At 72.1% G+C, this 16,199-nt stretch carries 13 protein-coding genes; 7 read left to right on the top strand and 6 right to left on the bottom strand.

Going from position 1 to position 16,199, the window contains the following annotated elements; genetic code table 11:
* Window positions 1–13: 13 nt before the first annotated feature.
* The gene (locus SSP29_RS32350; protein WP_089104396.1) at window positions 14–1,273 is read left to right on the top strand and encodes an FAD-dependent oxidoreductase; all 1,260 of its coding nucleotides are present in this window, start codon (window positions 14–16) and stop codon (window positions 1,271–1,273) included.
* On the opposite strand, the gene SSP29_RS32345 is transcribed toward SSP29_RS32350, so the two are convergent.
* The gene (locus SSP29_RS32345; protein ID WP_089104395.1) at window positions 1,248–1,988 is read right to left on the bottom strand and encodes an IclR family transcriptional regulator; all 741 of its coding nucleotides are present in this window, start codon (window positions 1,986–1,988) and stop codon (window positions 1,248–1,250) included. The two genes, SSP29_RS32350 and SSP29_RS32345, sit on opposite strands and share 26 nt — an antisense overlap.
* 74 nt (window positions 1,989–2,062) lie before the next feature.
* On the opposite strand from SSP29_RS32345, the gene SSP29_RS32340 reads away from it, so the two are divergent.
* The 6 genes from SSP29_RS32340 to SSP29_RS32315 all read left to right on the top strand — a co-directional run bounded on the left by SSP29_RS32340 (window position 2,063) and on the right by SSP29_RS32315 (window position 7,634).
* Window positions 2,063–2,869, top strand: a complete 807-nt coding sequence (locus SSP29_RS32340) for a 2-keto-4-pentenoate hydratase (RefSeq protein ID WP_089104394.1) — start codon at window positions 2,063–2,065, stop codon at window positions 2,867–2,869.
* Entirely contained in the window at window positions 2,866–3,798 is a 933-nt protein-coding gene (locus SSP29_RS32335; RefSeq protein WP_089104393.1) for an acetaldehyde dehydrogenase (acetylating), read from the top strand. Before SSP29_RS32340 ends, SSP29_RS32335 begins: the two co-directional genes overlap by 4 nt.
* On the top strand, window positions 3,795–4,805 hold the full coding sequence (dmpG, locus tag SSP29_RS32330) for a 4-hydroxy-2-oxovalerate aldolase (protein ID WP_089104392.1): 1,011 nt from the start codon (window positions 3,795–3,797) through the stop codon (window positions 4,803–4,805). The genes SSP29_RS32335 and dmpG overlap by 4 nt, the downstream gene beginning before the upstream one ends.
* 254 nt (window positions 4,806–5,059) lie before the next feature.
* Entirely contained in the window at window positions 5,060–5,452 is a 393-nt protein-coding gene (locus SSP29_RS32325; RefSeq protein WP_089104391.1) for a hypothetical protein, read from the top strand.
* Window positions 5,453–5,565: 113 nt separating this feature from the next.
* Window positions 5,566–6,972, top strand: coding sequence for a sensor histidine kinase (locus SSP29_RS32320; RefSeq protein ID WP_145968975.1), 1,407 nt, complete (start codon window positions 5,566–5,568; stop codon window positions 6,970–6,972).
* Window positions 6,969–7,634 carry a response regulator gene (locus SSP29_RS32315; protein ID WP_089104389.1) on the top strand — a complete coding sequence of 222 codons (666 nt, stop codon included), beginning with the start codon at window positions 6,969–6,971 and terminating at the stop codon, window positions 7,632–7,634. Before SSP29_RS32320 ends, SSP29_RS32315 begins: the two co-directional genes overlap by 4 nt.
* Before the next feature lie 338 nt (window positions 7,635–7,972).
* Here SSP29_RS32315 and ligA read toward each other — a convergent pair whose 3' ends face one another.
* The 5 genes from ligA to SSP29_RS32290 form a co-directional block, all read right to left on the bottom strand.
* Window positions 7,973–10,063, bottom strand: a complete 2,091-nt coding sequence (gene ligA, locus SSP29_RS32310; RefSeq protein ID WP_167450046.1) for an NAD-dependent DNA ligase LigA — start codon at window positions 10,061–10,063, stop codon at window positions 7,973–7,975.
* 254 nt (window positions 10,064–10,317) lie between these two features.
* Entirely contained in the window at window positions 10,318–12,750 is a 2,433-nt protein-coding gene (locus SSP29_RS32305; protein ID WP_245883321.1) for a carbohydrate binding domain-containing protein, read from the bottom strand.
* 321 nt (window positions 12,751–13,071) lie between these two features.
* Window positions 13,072–14,217: a galactonate dehydratase gene (gene dgoD, locus SSP29_RS32300; protein WP_089104386.1), complete on the bottom strand. Its 1,146-nt coding sequence runs from the start codon at window positions 14,215–14,217 to the stop codon at window positions 13,072–13,074.
* A gap of 70 nt (window positions 14,218–14,287) precedes the next feature.
* A complete protein-coding gene (locus tag SSP29_RS32295; protein ID WP_089104385.1) occupies window positions 14,288–15,052 on the bottom strand; it encodes an SDR family NAD(P)-dependent oxidoreductase in 765 nt (254 codons plus the stop codon).
* Window positions 15,053–15,100: 48 nt separating this feature from the next.
* Complete coding sequence (locus tag SSP29_RS32290) at window positions 15,101–16,147, bottom strand: LacI family DNA-binding transcriptional regulator (protein ID WP_150135323.1); 1,047 nt, start codon at window positions 16,145–16,147, stop codon at window positions 15,101–15,103.
* Window positions 16,148–16,199: the final 52 nt, after the last annotated feature.

Raw genomic sequence — 16,199 nt, 5'->3', positions numbered from 1 at the left:
CAAGGAAGAGACCATGACCGCACCCACACCCCCCACCGGCCCGCACCGTCCCGACGTCCTCGTCGTCGGGGGCGGCATCGGCGGCCTCAGCACCGCCTTCGCCCTCACCCGGGCGGGACTGCGGGTGCGCGTCCTCGAACGCGCCGAGGAGTTCGGCGAGGTCGGCGCCGGCATCCAGCTCGCGCCCAACTGCACCCGCATCCTCGACGACTACGGCCTGCTCGACGAGGCCAGGAGCCTCGGTGTGCTCCCCGAGGCCATGGTGATGCGCGACGCCCTCGACGCCCGTGAACTCACCCGGCTCGACCTGTCCGACCTGGAACGCCGGTACGGCTACCCCTACCTGGTCATCCACCGCAGCGACCTGCACGCCCTCCTCCTGCGCGCCTGCCGGGCGGCCGGCGTCGAGCTGTGCACCGGCCGGAAGGTCGTCGGGTACGAGAACACCGGTGCCGGCGCGCGGATCCGGCTGGCGGACGGCCGTACCGACGAGGCCGCGCTGGTCGTCGCCGCCGACGGACTGCACTCCGTGGCGCGGCGGGAGTTCGTGGGCGACGACGTGGTCAGCTCGCGTTACGTGGCCTACCGGGCGGCCGTGCCCATCGAGCGGGTGCGGGGCAACGGGGTCGCGGAGAAGGACGTCGTCGTGTACGTCGGGCCGCGCTGCCACTTCGTGCAGTACCCGCTGCGCGGCGGGGAGATGCTCAACCAGGTCGCCGTCTTCGCGTCGCCGTCCGCCGATGCGTCGCCCGCGGGTGCCGCGGGCGACGCGCGGTGGGGCGGGCCCGAGGAGCTCGACGCGGCCTTCGAGGCCACCTGCGACACCGTCCGCCGGGGCATCCCGCTCATGTGGCGGGACCGCTGGTGGCAGATGCTCGACCGGGACCCGGTGGACACCTGGGTGCACGGCCGGGTCGCCCTGCTCGGCGACGCCGCGCATCCGCCGCTGCAGTACATGGCCCAGGGCGCGATCATGGCGATCGAGGACGGCTGGGTGCTCGCCCACCATCTCACCCGTACCGCCCCGGACCGGGACGCGGCCCTCGCCGCCTACCAGGCGGTCCGGGTCGAGCACTGCCGCCGGGTGCAGACCACCGCCCGCGCCTGGGGCGAGCTGTGGCACCTCGAAGGCGGGGAACGCCTCCGGCGCAACGCGGTCATGCGGGCGCGGGACACGTACGACTACGGGTTCACCGACTGGGAGTACGGCCCGACCGCCCTGACCCCGGACCAGGAGCCGGCCATGTTCACGCCGATCCCGCTGGGCGCCTGACCCCGCGCAGCGCCCGGGACAGCCCCAGCGCCGCCGTCCGTACCGCCGGGGCCAGCTGCGCGGGCCGGAACCGGTCGCACGGTACGGCCACCGAGAGCGCCGCGACCGCCGTGGGGCCGTCGAAGACGGGTGCCGCGATGCAGCTGACCCCTACCGCGGCCTCTTCCTCCTCGTAGGCGAGCCCCGCGACCTGTGCCTGCTCGACGGCCGTGCGCAGCCGGGCGGGGTCCGTGACCGAGTGCGGGGTGAGACGGGGGAGCGGTGCGGCCAGCACCTCCTCGACCAGCTCGGCGCCCGAGAACGCCAGCAGGGCCTTGCCGACCCCGGTGCAGGTCAGCGGGAGCCGGCCGCCGATCCGGGACGGCAGCCGCAGCACGTCGTGGCCGTGGATGCGCTCGACGTAGACCACCTCGTGGCCCTCGCGCACCCCGAGGTGCACGGTCTCGTGGGTGGCCTCGAAGAGGTCCTGGAGGAACGGCAGCGCGGCCTCCCGCAGATCCTGCCGGCGCGGCACCAGCGACCCCAGCTCGAAGAGGGCGCCGCCCAGCCGGTAGGTCTCCGCTTCCCGCTCCAGCAGGCCGAGCCGGACCAGCTCGGCGCAGAGCCGGAACACGGTGGTCTTGGGCAGCTTGGACCGCTCGGCCAGTTCCGTCAGACGGAACGCGCCGCCGTTCGGGCGATAGCAGTCCAGCACCGCCACTGCCTTGTCGAGCATGTTTCCCTGATTGCTGTTCCGTACCACGGAACATATTTTGCCTCGTTTCCCGGCGCCCGCCTATACCTGTCGGCATGAGCCCTGACCTCGTCACCAAGGTGGCCGACGTCCTCGACGAAGCCACCCGCACCGGCATCCCCTGCGCCCCCGTGCGCGCCCTCCTCCCCGAAGGCGACATCGAGACCGCCTATGCGGTGCAGCGGCTGCACGTCGAGCGGGGCGTGGCCGCGGGCCGCCGGCCGGTGGGCCGCAAGATCGGGCTGACCTCGCCCGCCGTGCAGCGGCAGCTCGGCGTCGGACAGCCCGACTTCGGGGCCCTCTTCGCGGACATGGCGGTCGCCGAGGGCGAGCCGGTCGCGGCCGGGCGGCTGCTCCAGCCCAAGGTCGAGGCCGAGGTCGCCCTGGTCCTGGCCGCCGACCTGCCGCACCGCGACCCGACCGTCGCCGACCTGCTGCGGGCCACCGCCTTCGCGCTGCCCGCGCTGGAGATCGTGGACAGCCGGATCGCCGGCTGGGACATCACGATCGTCGACACCGTCGCCGACAACGCCTCCAGCGGCCTGTTCGTCCTCGGCGGCACACCGGTCCCGCTGGACCGGGTCGACCTGCGGGGCGTCCGGATGACCCTGGACAAGAACGGCGAGACCGTCTCGCAGGGCACCGGCGCCGACTGCCTGGGCAGCCCGCTCACCGCCGCCCGCTGGCTCGCCGCCACCCTGGCCGGGCTCGGCGACCCGCTGCGGGCCGGCGACATCGTCCTCACCGGAGCGCTCGGCCCGATGGCGGTCGCCGCCGCGGGCGACGAGTTCACCGCGCACATCGAGGGCCTCGGCACGGTCGGGGTCACCTTCGCCACCGAGGGAACCGAGGGAGCAGCATGACCACGAAGGCCGCCGTCATCGGGTCCGGGAACATCGGCACCGACCTGATGATCAAGATCCTGCGGCTCTCCGAGTCGCTGGAGATCGTCGCCATGGCGGGCATCGACCCGGACTCGGACGGCCTGGCGCGCGCCCGCCGCCTCAAGGTGGCCACCACCCACGAGGGTGTGGACGGGCTGGTGGCGCTGGACGCCTTCGAGGACGTGTCGATCGTCTTCGACGCCACCTCCGCCGGCGCCCACCGCCGCCACGACGAGGTGCTGCGCGCCCTCGGCCGTACGGTCGTCGACCTCACCCCGGCCGCGCTCGGCCCGTACGTCGTCCCGCCCGTCAACGGCGACGCCCACCTGGACGCCCCGAACGTCAACATGGTCACCTGCGGCGGCCAGGCCACCATCCCGGTCGTCGCCGCGGTCAACGCGGTCACCCCGGTCCACTACGGCGAGATCGTCGCCTCGATCTCCTCCCGCTCCGCCGGTCCCGGCACCCGCGCCAACATCGACGAGTTCACCGAGACCACCTCCGCCGCCATCGAGAAGGTCGGCGGCGCGGCCCGCGGCAAGGCGATCATCGTGCTCAACCCCGCCGAACCGCCCCTGATCATGCGGGACACCGTGCACTGCCTGGTCGGGGACTGCGACGACGCGGCGGTCACGGAATCGGTGGAGGCGATGGTCGCGCGCGTCCAGACATACGTCCCCGGCTACCGCCTCAAGCAGAAGGTGCAGTTCGAGCGGGTGGCCGCCGACGACCCGCTGCGCACCCTGGCCCCCGGCGACGCCGTGAAGGTCTCCGTCTTCCTCGAAGTGGAGGGCGCCGCCCACTACCTGCCCGCCTACGCCGGCAACCTCGACATCATGACCTCGGCCGCGCTGCGTACCGCGGAACGCATGGCCGCTCACCGTGCCCCGGAGGTGGCGTCCCGATGACCGGTCCCCGTCTGTACGTCCAGGACGTCACCCTGCGGGATGGCATGCACGCCGTCCGCCACCGCTACACCGTCGACCAGGCCCGTACCATCGCCGGCGCCCTCGACGCCGCCGGGGTCCGCGCCATCGAGGTCGCCCACGGCGACGGCCTGTCCGGCTCCAGCGTCACCTACGGCGTCGGCGCGCACACCGACTGGGAGTGGATCGAGGCGGTCGTGGGCGCCGTGCACCAGGCGATCCCCACCACACTGCTCCTCCCGGGCATCGGCACGGTCCACGACCTGAAGCAGGCCCACTCCCTGGGCATCCGTTCGGTCCGCATCGCCACCCACTGCACCGAGGCCGACATCTCCGCCCAGCACATCGCCGCCGCCCGGGAACTGGGCATGGACGTGGCCGGGTTCCTGATGATGTCCCACCTCGCCGAACCCGCCGAACTCGCCCGCCAGGCCAGGCTGATGGAGTCCTACGGCGCGCACTGCGTGTACGTCACCGACTCCGGCGGCCGCCTGACCATGGACGGCGTCCGCGACCGGGTCCGCGCCTACCGGGACGTCCTCGACCCGGCCACCGGACTCGGCATCCACGCCCACCACAACCTCGGCCTGGGCGTGGCCAACTCGGTCGTCGCCGTCGAGAACGGCGTCACCCGCGTCGACGCCTCCCTCGCGGGGCAGGGCGCCGGGGCCGGCAACTGCCCCCTGGAAGCGTTCATCGCGGTCGCCGACCTGATGGGCTGGGAGCACGGCTGCGAGCTGTTCCCGCTGATGGACGCGGCCGACGACGTCGTACGACCGCTGCAGGACCGCGAGGTGCGGGTGGACCGCGAGACCCTCACCCTCGGCTACGCCGGCGTCTACTCCAGCTTCCTGCGGCACGCCGAGGCCGCCGCCCGGCGCCATGGCCTCGACACCCGCGCGATCCTGGTCGAGGTGGGCCGCCGCAAACTCGTCGGCGGGCAGGAGGACATGATCACCGACATCGCCCTGGATCTCGCCGGGAGCTGATGAGGCCCCCGCGGGGTCGAATCGGGGTCGACCGGGTGGGCAGGTCGTTCCCCGGACCAGTTCACGTGTGTGGGCCCGTCGACCGTCAGGCCGGTCGACGGGCCCAGCGGTTTTTCCGTACAGGAGGACGCGGGGGATACGAAAGTCGGGGGTCGGGTTCCTCGTCCAGGGCGACGATCAGCGCGGAGCGCCGGAACAGACTGCTGGGGCGACGTCGGACGACGTCGGCACCCCCACAGCCAAGGAGTTCTGTCATGAGCGTTGTCGGAAAGGTCCTGCTCGGAATCCTGGGAGTCGCCGTGCTCGCCGGAGTCGGTATCTGGTCCGGGATCAGGCACGTCGCGGGCGACATCAGCTCACACATGATCACCGCGGCCCAGTTCAAGGGCGTTCACGACGGTGAGAGCCGGGACGCCGTGCGCGAGCGACTCGGCGAGCCCGGCGGCCTCCAGCCGCAGGACAAGCCCGAGCCGCCGGCCGGCACCACCTGTGACTACTACCTGCAGAAGGGCGTGATCCTGGAGAAGAAGCGGACTTTTCAGATCTGCTACCGGGACGGGAAGGTCGCCGCCACCAAGGCCCTGCCGTCCGCCGAGGACGAGGCCGCCCAGGACAAGGGCAAGAGCACTGAGAGCGCCAAGCCCTGAGCCGCTCGCTCTCCCCACCGGTGCTCGCCCGTCCCGGCGGAGCGTGGCCACCGTGCGCCGGTCGGCGGCGGTTCCCGGAACGATCACCCGAAAGGTCCTTTACCGTGGCACGCGTGTCCGTATCCTCTGCGCCGGCCCCGGTGACGGCCCGCCCTGCCCGGATCCAGTGGCCCTCCGAGCCGGTCGCCTGGGTGCTGGCGGCGCTGATCGCCTCCGGAGGACTCCTGCAGGCCGCCGCACCGCGGTCCCTGCTGCCGCTGCCGGTCGCTGTCTCCGCCGTCCTGGAGTGCGCCACCGGGCTCCTGCTGGCCTGGCGGCGCGACCGCCCCACTCTGGTGGCGGCCGTGGTCGCCGGAGCGAGCCTGCTGACCGTTCAGGCCGCCCTGCCGTTCGCGATGTACTCGCTGGCCAGACGGCGGGCGACGAGCCCCCTACGGTACGGCGTCTACGCCACCGCGGCGCTCAGCCCGTTCACCACGGGCGTCCCGGTGGTGGGCGTCATGGGGGCGGTCCTGCTGGTGGGCGCGCCCGCCTGGCGCGGCACAGTGATCCGGTACCGGCACACCAGGCTGGAGCAGCTGGCCGAGCGCGCCGAGCAGGCCGAGCGGGAGGCGCTGCTGATCGCCCGCCGGGTCCGTGCGGAGGAGCGGGCCGCGCTGGCGCGTGAGATGCACGACGTGGTGGCTCACGAGGTGAGCCTGATCACGCTGCACGCGGGCGCGCTGAGTGTGGACCCGCAGGAGTCGGAGCGAGCCCGCGAGACCGGCGAACTGGTCAGAGTCACCGGCAGGCGCGCGCTGGCTCAGCTGCGCCAGATCCTCGATGTGCTGCGCGACCCGGAGGCCGTCGGGGGTTCCTTCCAGCCCGGCCCGGCACTGCGGGATCTGCCCCGGTTGCTGGCCGACTCGGCGGCAGCGGGCGTGCCCGTGGACTGGGCACCGTGGTCCGCGACGGTGACGGAAGTCGTGGCCGGAGCACGGCCGATACCGCCGGCGGCGGAGCACACGGTCTACCGCATCGTCCAGGAGGCGCTGACCAACATCCGCAAACATGCCCGCGGCGCCCGCGCCACGCTGGGGCTGCGGGTGAACGGGGAGATGCTGGAGTGCGAGGTGACCAACCCGGTGACCGGCCTGCCCGGCGAGGCCGCCGACGAGGGAGCGGGCCTGGGCCTGCGCGGTCTGCGGGAGCGGGCCGCGCTCCTCGGCGGAACCCTGGACGTCGAGAACCGGGACGGCGTGTTCCGGGTCCGGGTCCGGCTGTCCGTCGCGTCACCCGCGCCGAACGGGGAGCAGGAGACGGCTAGGGCCTGTCGTTTGGATCAGGCCGGCCTGGCTCACGGTGCCTTGTCGGCCGACCCGAGCGGGGCGTGGCGCGTGCAGCTGCAAGGCGGAGGAGGGCGGCGACGCGGAGCGTCGACAACCGACGACAACGCCGCAGATGCGCGTGCCACACCCCGCGACGCCGGCATGATCCAAACGACAGGCCCTAGGGCGGAACCCGCCGGGGAGGCCCGGTGATCCGGGTCCTGCTCGCCGACGACGAGGCCCTGGTCCGCACCGGGTTGCGTCTGCTGCTGCAGACCGCCCCCGACATCACGGTGGTCGCCGAGGCCGACGACGGGCGAGCCGCGGTCGAGGCCTGCGCCCGGCTGACCCCCGACGTGGTGCTGCTGGACGTGCAGATGCCCGGCCTGGACGGGGTGGGCGCCGCCAGGGAACTGTCCGCGTTGCCCGCACCGCCGCGGATCCTGATGCTGACCACGTTCGACGCCGAAACCTATCTGCTGCCGGCGCTTCAGGCCGGTGCCCATGGCTTCCTGCTCAAGGATGCCCAGCCGGGCCAGGTCCTCGACGCGGTACGGAACACCGCGGCCGGCCTCCACGCCCTCGCCCCCGAGGCGGTGAACCACCTGGTGGCCCGGGCGGCCGCCGAGCCACCGCCGGTCGTGTCGCCCGGGCTGCGCTCGCTCACACCACGCGAGCGGGAGGTGCTGACTGCGATAGCGGACGGGCTGAGCAACGCCCAGATCGGCCGGCGGCTGGGCCTGCGCGTACCGACCGTGAAGGCCCATGTCTCGCGGATCATGGAGAAACTGCACTGCGAAAGCCGGGTACAGGCCGGGCTGCTCGCCATGCGCGCAGGGCTGAGCGGAGAGGCGAGTCCCACGGACAAGGTGTGACCTCGCAGCCCGGGGAGGCCCGTTGTTGACTGACAGCGGCCAACCTGCGCTGAACGGCACGGTGTGGGCCCGCCGGCCGTCAGGTGTGAACGGGCCCCGGCTGGACGGGGGAGACCAGCCGGGGCCGTGGGCGGTGACATGCGGAGGGCGGTCGCCTCGCGGCGGCAGGCTCCATGGGGCTTCAGCCGGACGATCGTCCCCATGGGCTATAGGTGAGGCCCGGGGACACTGTCCCCTCCGCGGTCACGTGTAGGTGAACGGTCAACCGCCGTGGCTTTGTTCCCGTTCACGTCGCGCAGACCGTTGTGAGCTGCGGAACATGCCGTGCCCGGGAGGCGTCAGTCGAGGTAGTCGGCGACCAGGGCGGCGAACTCGGCGGGAGTGGCGAGGCGGGTGCCGAGGGATTCGGCCTTGGCGCGCTTGGAGCCGGCGCCGTCGCCTGCGACGACGAGGGTGGTCTTCTTGGAGACGCTGGAGGAGGAACGTCCGCCGGCGCGTTCGATGAGTTCGTTCATCTCGTTGCGGGAGAGCTTCTCCAGGGCTCCGGTCATCGCGCCGGTGACGACGACGGTCATCCCGGCCAGCGGACCCGTCTCCGCGGAGGTTACGGGCGTCTCTCCGTCGGTGCTCGCCTCGTCGGCGGGGACGGGCGGGGTGGCGCCGGGCTCGGTCATGTTGACGCCCGCGGCGGCGAGTTTGTCGACGAGCGGGGCGAGTTCGGCCAGTTCCGCGACGATCGAAGGGGCCTTCTCCACACCGATCCCGTCGACCTGCTGCATCGCCTCGGTGTCGGCGGCACGGATGTTGTCCATGGTGGCGAAGTGGCGGGCGATGCGGCGGGACATGGACCGGCCGGTGCCGCGCACCCCGAGCGCGCACAGCACCCGCGACAGCGGCTGCTGCCTGGCCACCGCGATCGCGGCGAGCAGGTTGTCGGTACTGGTCTCACCCATCCGGTCCAGGCCGAGCAACTGCTCGCGGGTGAGGGTGAACAGGTCGGCGAGGTCGGTGACGAGGCCGGCGTCGACGAGCTGGACGACGCGGGTGATGCCGAGGCCCTCGATGTCGAGCTGGTCGCGGCCGGCGGCGTAGGAGAGGGAGGCGACCAGGTGGCAGTTGCGGCCCTGCGTGCACCGCCAGCGTTCCTCGCGTCTGTCGATGTCCGATCCGCAGCGCGGGCAGACCTCGGGGAAGGCGATGGGCTGTTCGTCGCCGGTGCGCAGGTGGGCGGCGGGGGCCTGGATGCGGGGGATGACGTCGCCGGCGCGGTGGACCATGACCTGGTCGCCCAGGCGCAGGTCGCGGCGGGTGATGTCGGCCGGGTTGTGCAGGGTGGCGTAGGTGATGGTGGAGCCGTCGATGACGACCGGTTCGAGGACGCCGCGCGGGGCGATGATCCCGGTACGGCCGACGTTCCACTCCACCGCCAGCAGCCGGGTGATCTTCTCCACGGCCGGGAGCTTGTAGGCGATCGCCCACCGGGGTGCGCGTGAGCCGGATCCGGCGGCCTGCTGGTCGGCGGCGAGGTCGGCCTTGATGACGATGCCGTCGATCCCGAACGGCAGCCCGGCACGGGCCGCGGCGATCTCCTGCACCCGGGCGAGGACCTGCTCCACGGTCTCGGCGACGGTGTCCGGGACCGGGGTGCCGGTGCTGGTGTGCACGCCGAAGCCGGCGACCAGGTGCATGAGGTCGCTGTGCGCGGACGCGTTCAGCCGCTCGGCGAGTACCGGGTCGGCGCCGGGCAGGGGGAGGAGCCCGTAGCCGAAGAAGGTCATCGGCACCGTGTAGAGGCGCTCCCTGGCCCGCAGCGTGCCCGCGGCGGCGTTGCGCGGGTTCGCGAACGGCTGCCCGCCGTGCTGGGTGCGGACTTCGTTGGCGTACTCGAACTGGGCGGTCGTCATGAGGACTTCGCCGCGCACCTCCACGGTGACCGGCTCGGCCAGTTGCTCGGGCAGTCCCTCGATGGTGCCGATCGCGTGCGAGACGTCCTCCCCGGCCGTTCCGTCCCCGCGGGTGATCAGCCGGGTGAGCCGGCCCTCGGTGTAGCGGGCGGCGACCGCTAGGCCGTCCAGCTTCGGCCCGACGTGGAAGCGGGTGACCTGGTGCCCGACACGGCGGGCCAGAGACTCGGTCCAGGCGGTGAACTCCTCCGCGGAGAACACGTTGTCCAGGCTCAGCATCGCCACTGTGTGGGGGACATCGCCCTCCACGGCGCCGCCGGCCACCTTCCCGGTGGGGGAGTCGGGCAGCACCTGCTCGGGGTGTCCGGCCTCGTACGCGGCAATCCCGCGCACCAGCCGGTCGTAGGCGTCGTCGTCCAGCGGCGACGTGCCGCCCGCGTAGTAGGCGGCCGCCGAACCGACGGCGTCCTGGACGGCCTGTGCGTAGGCGGCGGCATCCACGATCTCTGCTGCAGGTGTTGTCATGCCCCGCATCCTGCCTCCCACCACTGACAACGAGGCCTTCACGGCTTTCCGAACGGACCGGAGCGCGCAGGCCCGGCGCCATCCACCGTGCCCCACCCGTCGCCGGTATCACTGGAAGCCGGCCCCGTTCCCGTACTTCTGACGGGCGTGGACCGGCAGCTCGCCGGCAGCCGGCCAACATGTCCGAGCGAGCTCTTCCGCAGATGACGGGAGGGGCGGGCCGGTTGGATCCGGCCCGCCCCCGGGCGTTGTCGTTACGACAGCTTGATCAGTGAGTAGTCGTCGCAGTAACCGGCCGCCGAACCGGAGTTCTTGTAGCAGTAGACACCGGCGGAGGTGGTGGAGACGCCCGTGGTGAAGAAGACGGGCTGCTGGGCGTAGGACGTGGTCGAGGTCCGCAGGTACGTCTCCGTACCGCCGAAGCTCTTCACGCCCACCGCGACCTCCTCACCGGCGGTGGCCGCCTTGGCCCAGCCGACCAGCAGATAGGTGCCGCCGGCGGTGAGACCGCTGACGGTCTGGATGGCGCCGCTGGCGCTGACCCCGGTCTGGAGCGCGTAGGTGCCGGAGCGCGCGTTGGAGGCGACCACACTGGACGCCGTACCGGTCGACTGGGCCCAGGGGGTCAGGGCGCCGGTCTCGTAGCCGGGGTTGGTGACGGCGTTGGCGGCGGAGGACAGGGGCTCCACCGCGAGGTCGTCGCAGTAGCCCGCTCCGCTGCCGCCGGCGTTCTTCCAGCAGTAGACGGTGGCCGTGGTGCTCGACGACCCGGTGGTGAACAGCACCGCCGCCTGGCTGTAGGACGTGGTGGCGATGTTGGTGTACGTCTCGGTCCCGCCGAAGTTCTTCACGCCGATCGCGAGGGTCTCGCCCGCGGTGGCGACCTTGGCCCAGCCGGTCAGCAGATAGGTGGTGCCGGGGCTGAGGCCGGTCAGGGCCTGGTTGGCGCCGCTGCTGCTCGCGGTCGTGGTGAGCGCGTAGCCTCCGGTGCGGGAGTTGGCCGCGGTCACGGAGGACGAGTTGCCGCTGGCCTGGGTCCAGGGGCTCAACGCACCCGTCTCGAAGCCCGCGTTGGAGAGCAGGTTGCCGCCGGTGCCGTTGTACGCGCCGATGTTGGGGGCGGCCGTCGCGGAGACGGCGTTGCCGAAGGCGTCGTAGCCGCCGTTGGAGCTGATCACCGTGCCGGCCCGGATCACCGGGGAGTACGCGTGCACCTGGTAGGCGTTCTTGCCGGTGTACGAGGACGAGGTGTTGGTGTTGCCCGGGTTGCGGAACTCGGGGTCCGCGGTCACCTTCGCGGCGTCGGCGGGCTCACGGGAGGGGTGGTTGCCGTAGAAGAGGTTGTTGGAGTAGGTCGACGTGCCGGTGGTGGTGAAGTAGTTGCCGGAGCCGTAGTTGAAGACGGCGTTGTTCTGGAAGGACAGGGCGCCGCTGATGGACGTGCCGGCGCGGGAGTACAGGATCGGGGTGCTCAGGCCGTCCCGGACGGAGAATGTGTTGTTGTAGAAGAGCGGGACGGCGGAGGAACTGCCGCTCTGGTTGGGGACGCCGCCCACGAAGTGCAGGACTCCGGCGCCGTGGGTCTGGGTGCCGGAGGTGGGGCAGCCGGAGTTGCTGCCGTCGTTCTCGCTGATGTTGTAGCGCACCACCGTGCCGTCGCTGGGCACCGTCGAGGTGGGCTCGTTGGCGATGGTGAAGGGCGGCATCACCAGCAGGAAGCCGCCGAGGTTCTGGTGGCTGTAGTTGTACTGGAACGTGGTGTTGTGGTTGCCCCAGTCCACGTCGAAGCCGGTGCCGTCGGCGCCGTTGACGTGGCAGTAGACCTCGTTGTTCTGGACGACGGTGTTGCTGCTGCCGGACATCCAGATACCGGCGGAGGCGCCGTTGCAGTACTGGCCGGACGGCGGGCAGGTGGACTTGGCGCCGCCGTAGCCCGCCTTGTTGCCGTCGATCAGGGCGCCGTCGTTCTTCACGACGAGGATGTCGTCGGCGCCGTCGTAGGTCATCGTGTTGCCCCGGATGACGGTGTTCGTGGTCAGACCGGTGCCCTGGCCGTCGCCGTCCGGGGTGACGGCGACCGCGATCCGGTCGACGTGGTCGAAGGTGTTGTTCTCGACGACGACGTCGTCCCAGGTGGAGACCGGAGTGGTGTGGTCGGTCTGGACGCCGACGCCGGCGTTGGTGGAGTACCAGCCGCCGCCGTAGCCCGCGATGTTGTGGATGTACATGTCGTGCACGCGGATGTGGTGCAGGACGCCGCCGGAGCTGTTCTCGGCGAGCACGCCCGAGCGGTAGGCGGGCGAGGAGGCGTTGTCGATCAGCTCCAGGCCGCCGATGTCCCAGTACTGCTGGTTGAGCAGTTTGATGACCGCGCCGGTGGCGCCGGCCGCGTCGACGACCGGCTTGGCGCCGGAGCCGTAGGAGCCGATCGAGATGTTGCTGCCCGAGGCTCCCGAGCCGCCCGGGGAGAGCTGGCCGGTGCAGGTGGTGCCGGCCTTGAACAGGATGCTGTCGCCTGCGGTGAAGGTGGTGCCGTTGACGCTGCCGACCGCGTTCCAGGGGCTGGACTGGGTGCCGGTGCCGTTGGCGGCGGCCGAGCAGTCGACGTAGTAGGTGGTGCCGGCCGCGTGTGCGGCGGTGGCCGGGACGAGCAGGGCTCCGGCGAGGGTGGCCAGAAGAGTCAGCACGCGGGCTGTTCGACTGGCCGGACTCGCGGTTGATCTGCGACGCTTCATTGCGGCGCTCCTTGGTGAGAGTGAGTGTCCTCCGAAAGCCGGGCGGGTCCGTTGCCGCGGACCCGTCCGGAATCTGTGGGGGCAGAACAACAGGGGGTGCGGGACCGTTTTCGGGTGCGGGTGCGCTGTGGCTTGTCGCGCCCACGCGGCGGAGCCGCAAATCGATACAGCCCCGCGCCCCTTTTAGGCAGGACCAGTGGGCCCACCTTTCTTGGGGGCGCGGGGAACTGCGCGAACAACCCCCACCGGGCCGCAGCCGCCCCACTGCCGTCGCTACCAGGACGCCAGCGAACCGTCCCTGTTCCGCCATACCGGGTTGCGCCAGCGGTGGCCCTTCTCCGCCGCCTCCCTGATCACCGTCTCGTCGATCTCGATGCCGAGACCGGGCCCGGTGAGCCGGTCGATGTAGCCGTCCTTCACCTCGAACGGCGAGGAATCGGCCAGATAGCCGAGCAGGCCGCTGCTGTCGCCGTACCCGATGCCCAGGGACTGTTCCTGGATCAGGAAGTTCGGGACGGCGAAGTCGAGTTGGAGGCTCGCGGCGAGGGCGATGGGGCCGAGGGGGCAGTGCGGGGCGACCAGGACGTCGTAGGTCTCCGCCAGCGCAGCGATCCGGCGGGTCTCCGAGATGCCGCCCGCGTGGCTGATGTCGGGCTGGGCCACCGCGATCCCGTCGCCGAGGACGTCCCGGAAGTCCCAGCGGGAGAAGAGGCGTTCGCCCGTGGCGATGGGGATGGACGTGGCGCGGACGACCTCGCCGAGGTCGCGCGTGAACTCCGGCAGGACCGGTTCCTCCACGAACATCGGGAGCAGCGGTTCCAGGAACGGGAGCACGCGCCGCGACATCGCTCCGCTGAACCGGCCGTGGAAGTCCAGCGCCAGGTCCCGGTCGGGGCCGATCGCCTCGCGGACCGCCGTCACCCGGTCCACGATCGCGGCGATCGCGGCCGGTGTCGCCAGCGGCTCCAGCTGTGCGCAGGGGTTCATCTTCACGGCCGTCAGGCTCTTGGCCACCTGGTCCGCCGCCGACTCGGCGAGTTCCTCGGGTGTCTCGCCGTACAGCCAGCCGTAGATGCGGACGCGGTCGCGGACATGGCCGCCGAGGAGCTGGTGCACGGGGACGCCGTGGGTCTTGCCGGCGATGTCCCACAGGGCCTGGTCGATGCCGGCGAGGGCGCTGCTGAGCACCGGGCCGCCCCGGTAGAAGCCGCCTTTGGCGAGCATCTGCCAGTGCTCCTCGATACGGGCCGGATCCTGACCGAGGAGGTAGTCGAACATCTCCTCGACGGCCTTGGCGGTGGTGTGCGCCTTGCCCTCGACGACGGGTTCTCCCCAGCCGGAGATGCCCTCGTCGGTGTCGACGCGCAGGAACAGCCAGCGCGGCTCGACGAAGAACAGCTCGTATCCGGTGATTTTCATGGTGCGGGACCTCCGGGTCCGCGGGCACGGCGGCCCGGGGTGGTGACGTACGAGGAAGGGGAGTTGCGCGTTACTCGTGGGCGCTGATGCTGCGGCCGCCGTCCACCACCAGGTTCTGGCCGGTGATGAAGGCCGCGTCCGCGGAGCCGAGGAAGGCGACGGCGGCGGCGATGTCCTCGGGTTCGCCGATGCGGCCGACCGGGGTGCGGGCGGCGGTCCGGTCGCGGTAGTCGGCCGGGGCGTTCACCCACAGGCCGGTGTCCACGGCCCCGGGGACGACCGCGTTGACGCGGATCCGGCCGCCGTACTCCACTGCCAACTGCCGTACCAGCGCGGTGACTCCGCCCTTGGCGGCCGCGTAGGCGGGGAAGCCGCTGAAGCCGAGGACCGCGTGCACCGACGAGGTGATCACGATCGCGCCGCGGGCGGCGGAGAGCAGGGGTACGGCCGCGCGGCAGCCGTAGAAGACCGAGTCGAGGGCGAGGCGCAGATGGCTGTGCCAGGAGGCGTCGTCGAGTTCGTGGATCGCGCCGGGCAGGTTGCGGCCGGCGTTGAGGTGGAGGAGGTCCAGGCGGCCGGTCCACTGCTCGGCGGCCCGGACCGCGTGCGGCCAGGCTTCGGGGTCGGTCACGTCCAGGGCGCGGTGGCGGGCGTCGCCGCCCTTGGCGCGGACCTCCTCGGCGACCCGGGCGGCGCCCTCCTCGTCCACGTCGGTGACCAGGACGGACGCGCCCTCGCCGGCCAGCCGGTGGGCGGTGGCGGCGCCGATGCCGGAGGCGGCGGCGGTGAGCAGGGCGGTGCGCCCGGCGAAGCGGGTGGCGATGGTGCGGCTCATGGGGTTCCTCTCGGTGCGACCGGCGGCTCGGTCATCCCGTTAGGTTCGTCAGTCGGGTCTTCCGCCCGGCTCGGCCGGGGGAGCGGTGGAGCCGCGGCGGACCAGCCGTGGCTCGGTGGGGACGACCACGTCCCCGGGTGACTTGCCCTCGATCTCGGCGACCAGGGCGTCGACGGCTGCGGTGCCCAGGTCGTACAGGGGCATCGCGACCGTGGTGAGCGGCGGGGTGAGGTAGCCGGCGACCGGCAGGTCGTCGTTGCCGACCAGCGAGACGTCCTGCGGTACCCGCAGGCCGAGTTCGCCGATCGCGTGCAGGGCGCCGATCGCCTGGGCCAGCGAGCTGGTGTACAGCGCGGTGACCCGGGGCCGGGTGTCGGTGGGGGCGAGCAGGGCGCGGGCGGCCACGGCGCCGCCCTCCTCGGTGAAGTCACCGGAGGCGACCGGCACGGCGAGCAGTCCCAGCTCGCCGGCGCGGTCGAGGAACGCCTGTTTGCGCTCCTCGCTGGGGGTGATGCCGGCTGGCCCCGCGATGTGGCCCACCACGCGATGGCCGAGCTCGTGCAGGTGGTCGAGCGCGGTGACGCTGGAACGGGCCACGTCCATGGTGACGTTGCGTCCCGAGCCCTCGACCGCGCGGTTGAGGAACACATGCGGGACGGGGCTGCGGCGCAGCGTCTCCAGCAGCGGATGGCCGGGGCGGGCGGAGGCGATCAGCAGCCCGTCCACGCGGCCCTCCTTGACCAGGTCGTTGAAGGTCTCGTCGGCCTCCTGCCCGTCGAAGTCCTCGGCGAGCAGGGAGAGATAGCCCAGCTCACGGGCGCGCTGGTAGGCGCCGCGGGAGATGGTGACGTAGGTCGGGTTGCCGAGGGAGGGCACCAGCAGGGCCAGGGCGTGGGTGCTCGCGCCGGCCAGGGCGCGGGCGCCGGAGTGCGGGCGGTAGCCGAGGGCCTCGGCCACCTCGTGGATGCGCGCTCTGGTCTCGGGGCGGACGGACAGGTCCTGGCGTCCGTTGAGCACCTTGGACACGGTCGCCTTGGAGACGCCGGCTTCTCTGGCGACATCCACCAGCCTGGCCCGTACTGGTTGATCGGGCACTGGGATTCCTCCAAGCGGTCTGTTGTGTTTGGCCTCTTGACACCTTCTGGCG

It is taken from the genome of Streptomyces hyaluromycini (assembly GCF_002217755.1).
Classification (GTDB): Bacteria; Actinomycetota; Actinomycetes; order Streptomycetales; family Streptomycetaceae; genus Streptomyces; species Streptomyces hyaluromycini.
Note: the sequence above shows the minus strand (reverse complement) of the source record. Positions and strands in the feature narration are given on the sequence as shown.

Bases quoted from the DNA above. Each gene is read 5' to 3' on its own strand.
- SSP29_RS32350 (WP_089104396.1), top strand. From the start codon at position 14: ATGACCGCACCCACACCCCCCACCGGCCCGCACCGTCCCGACGTCCTC.
- SSP29_RS32345 (WP_089104395.1), bottom strand. From the start codon at position 1,988: ATGCTCGACAAGGCAGTGGCGGTGCTGGACTGCTATCGCCCGAACGGC.
- SSP29_RS32340 (WP_089104394.1), top strand. From the start codon at position 2,063: ATGAGCCCTGACCTCGTCACCAAGGTGGCCGACGTCCTCGACGAAGCC.
- SSP29_RS32335 (WP_089104393.1), top strand. From the start codon at position 2,866: ATGACCACGAAGGCCGCCGTCATCGGGTCCGGGAACATCGGCACCGAC.
- dmpG (WP_089104392.1), top strand. From the start codon at position 3,795: ATGACCGGTCCCCGTCTGTACGTCCAGGACGTCACCCTGCGGGATGGC.
- SSP29_RS32325 (WP_089104391.1), top strand. From the start codon at position 5,060: ATGAGCGTTGTCGGAAAGGTCCTGCTCGGAATCCTGGGAGTCGCCGTG.
- ligA (WP_167450046.1), bottom strand. From the start codon at position 10,063: ATGACAACACCTGCAGCAGAGATCGTGGATGCCGCCGCCTACGCACAG.
- dgoD (WP_089104386.1), bottom strand. From the start codon at position 14,217: ATGAAAATCACCGGATACGAGCTGTTCTTCGTCGAGCCGCGCTGGCTG.
- SSP29_RS32295 (WP_089104385.1), bottom strand. From the start codon at position 15,052: ATGAGCCGCACCATCGCCACCCGCTTCGCCGGGCGCACCGCCCTGCTC.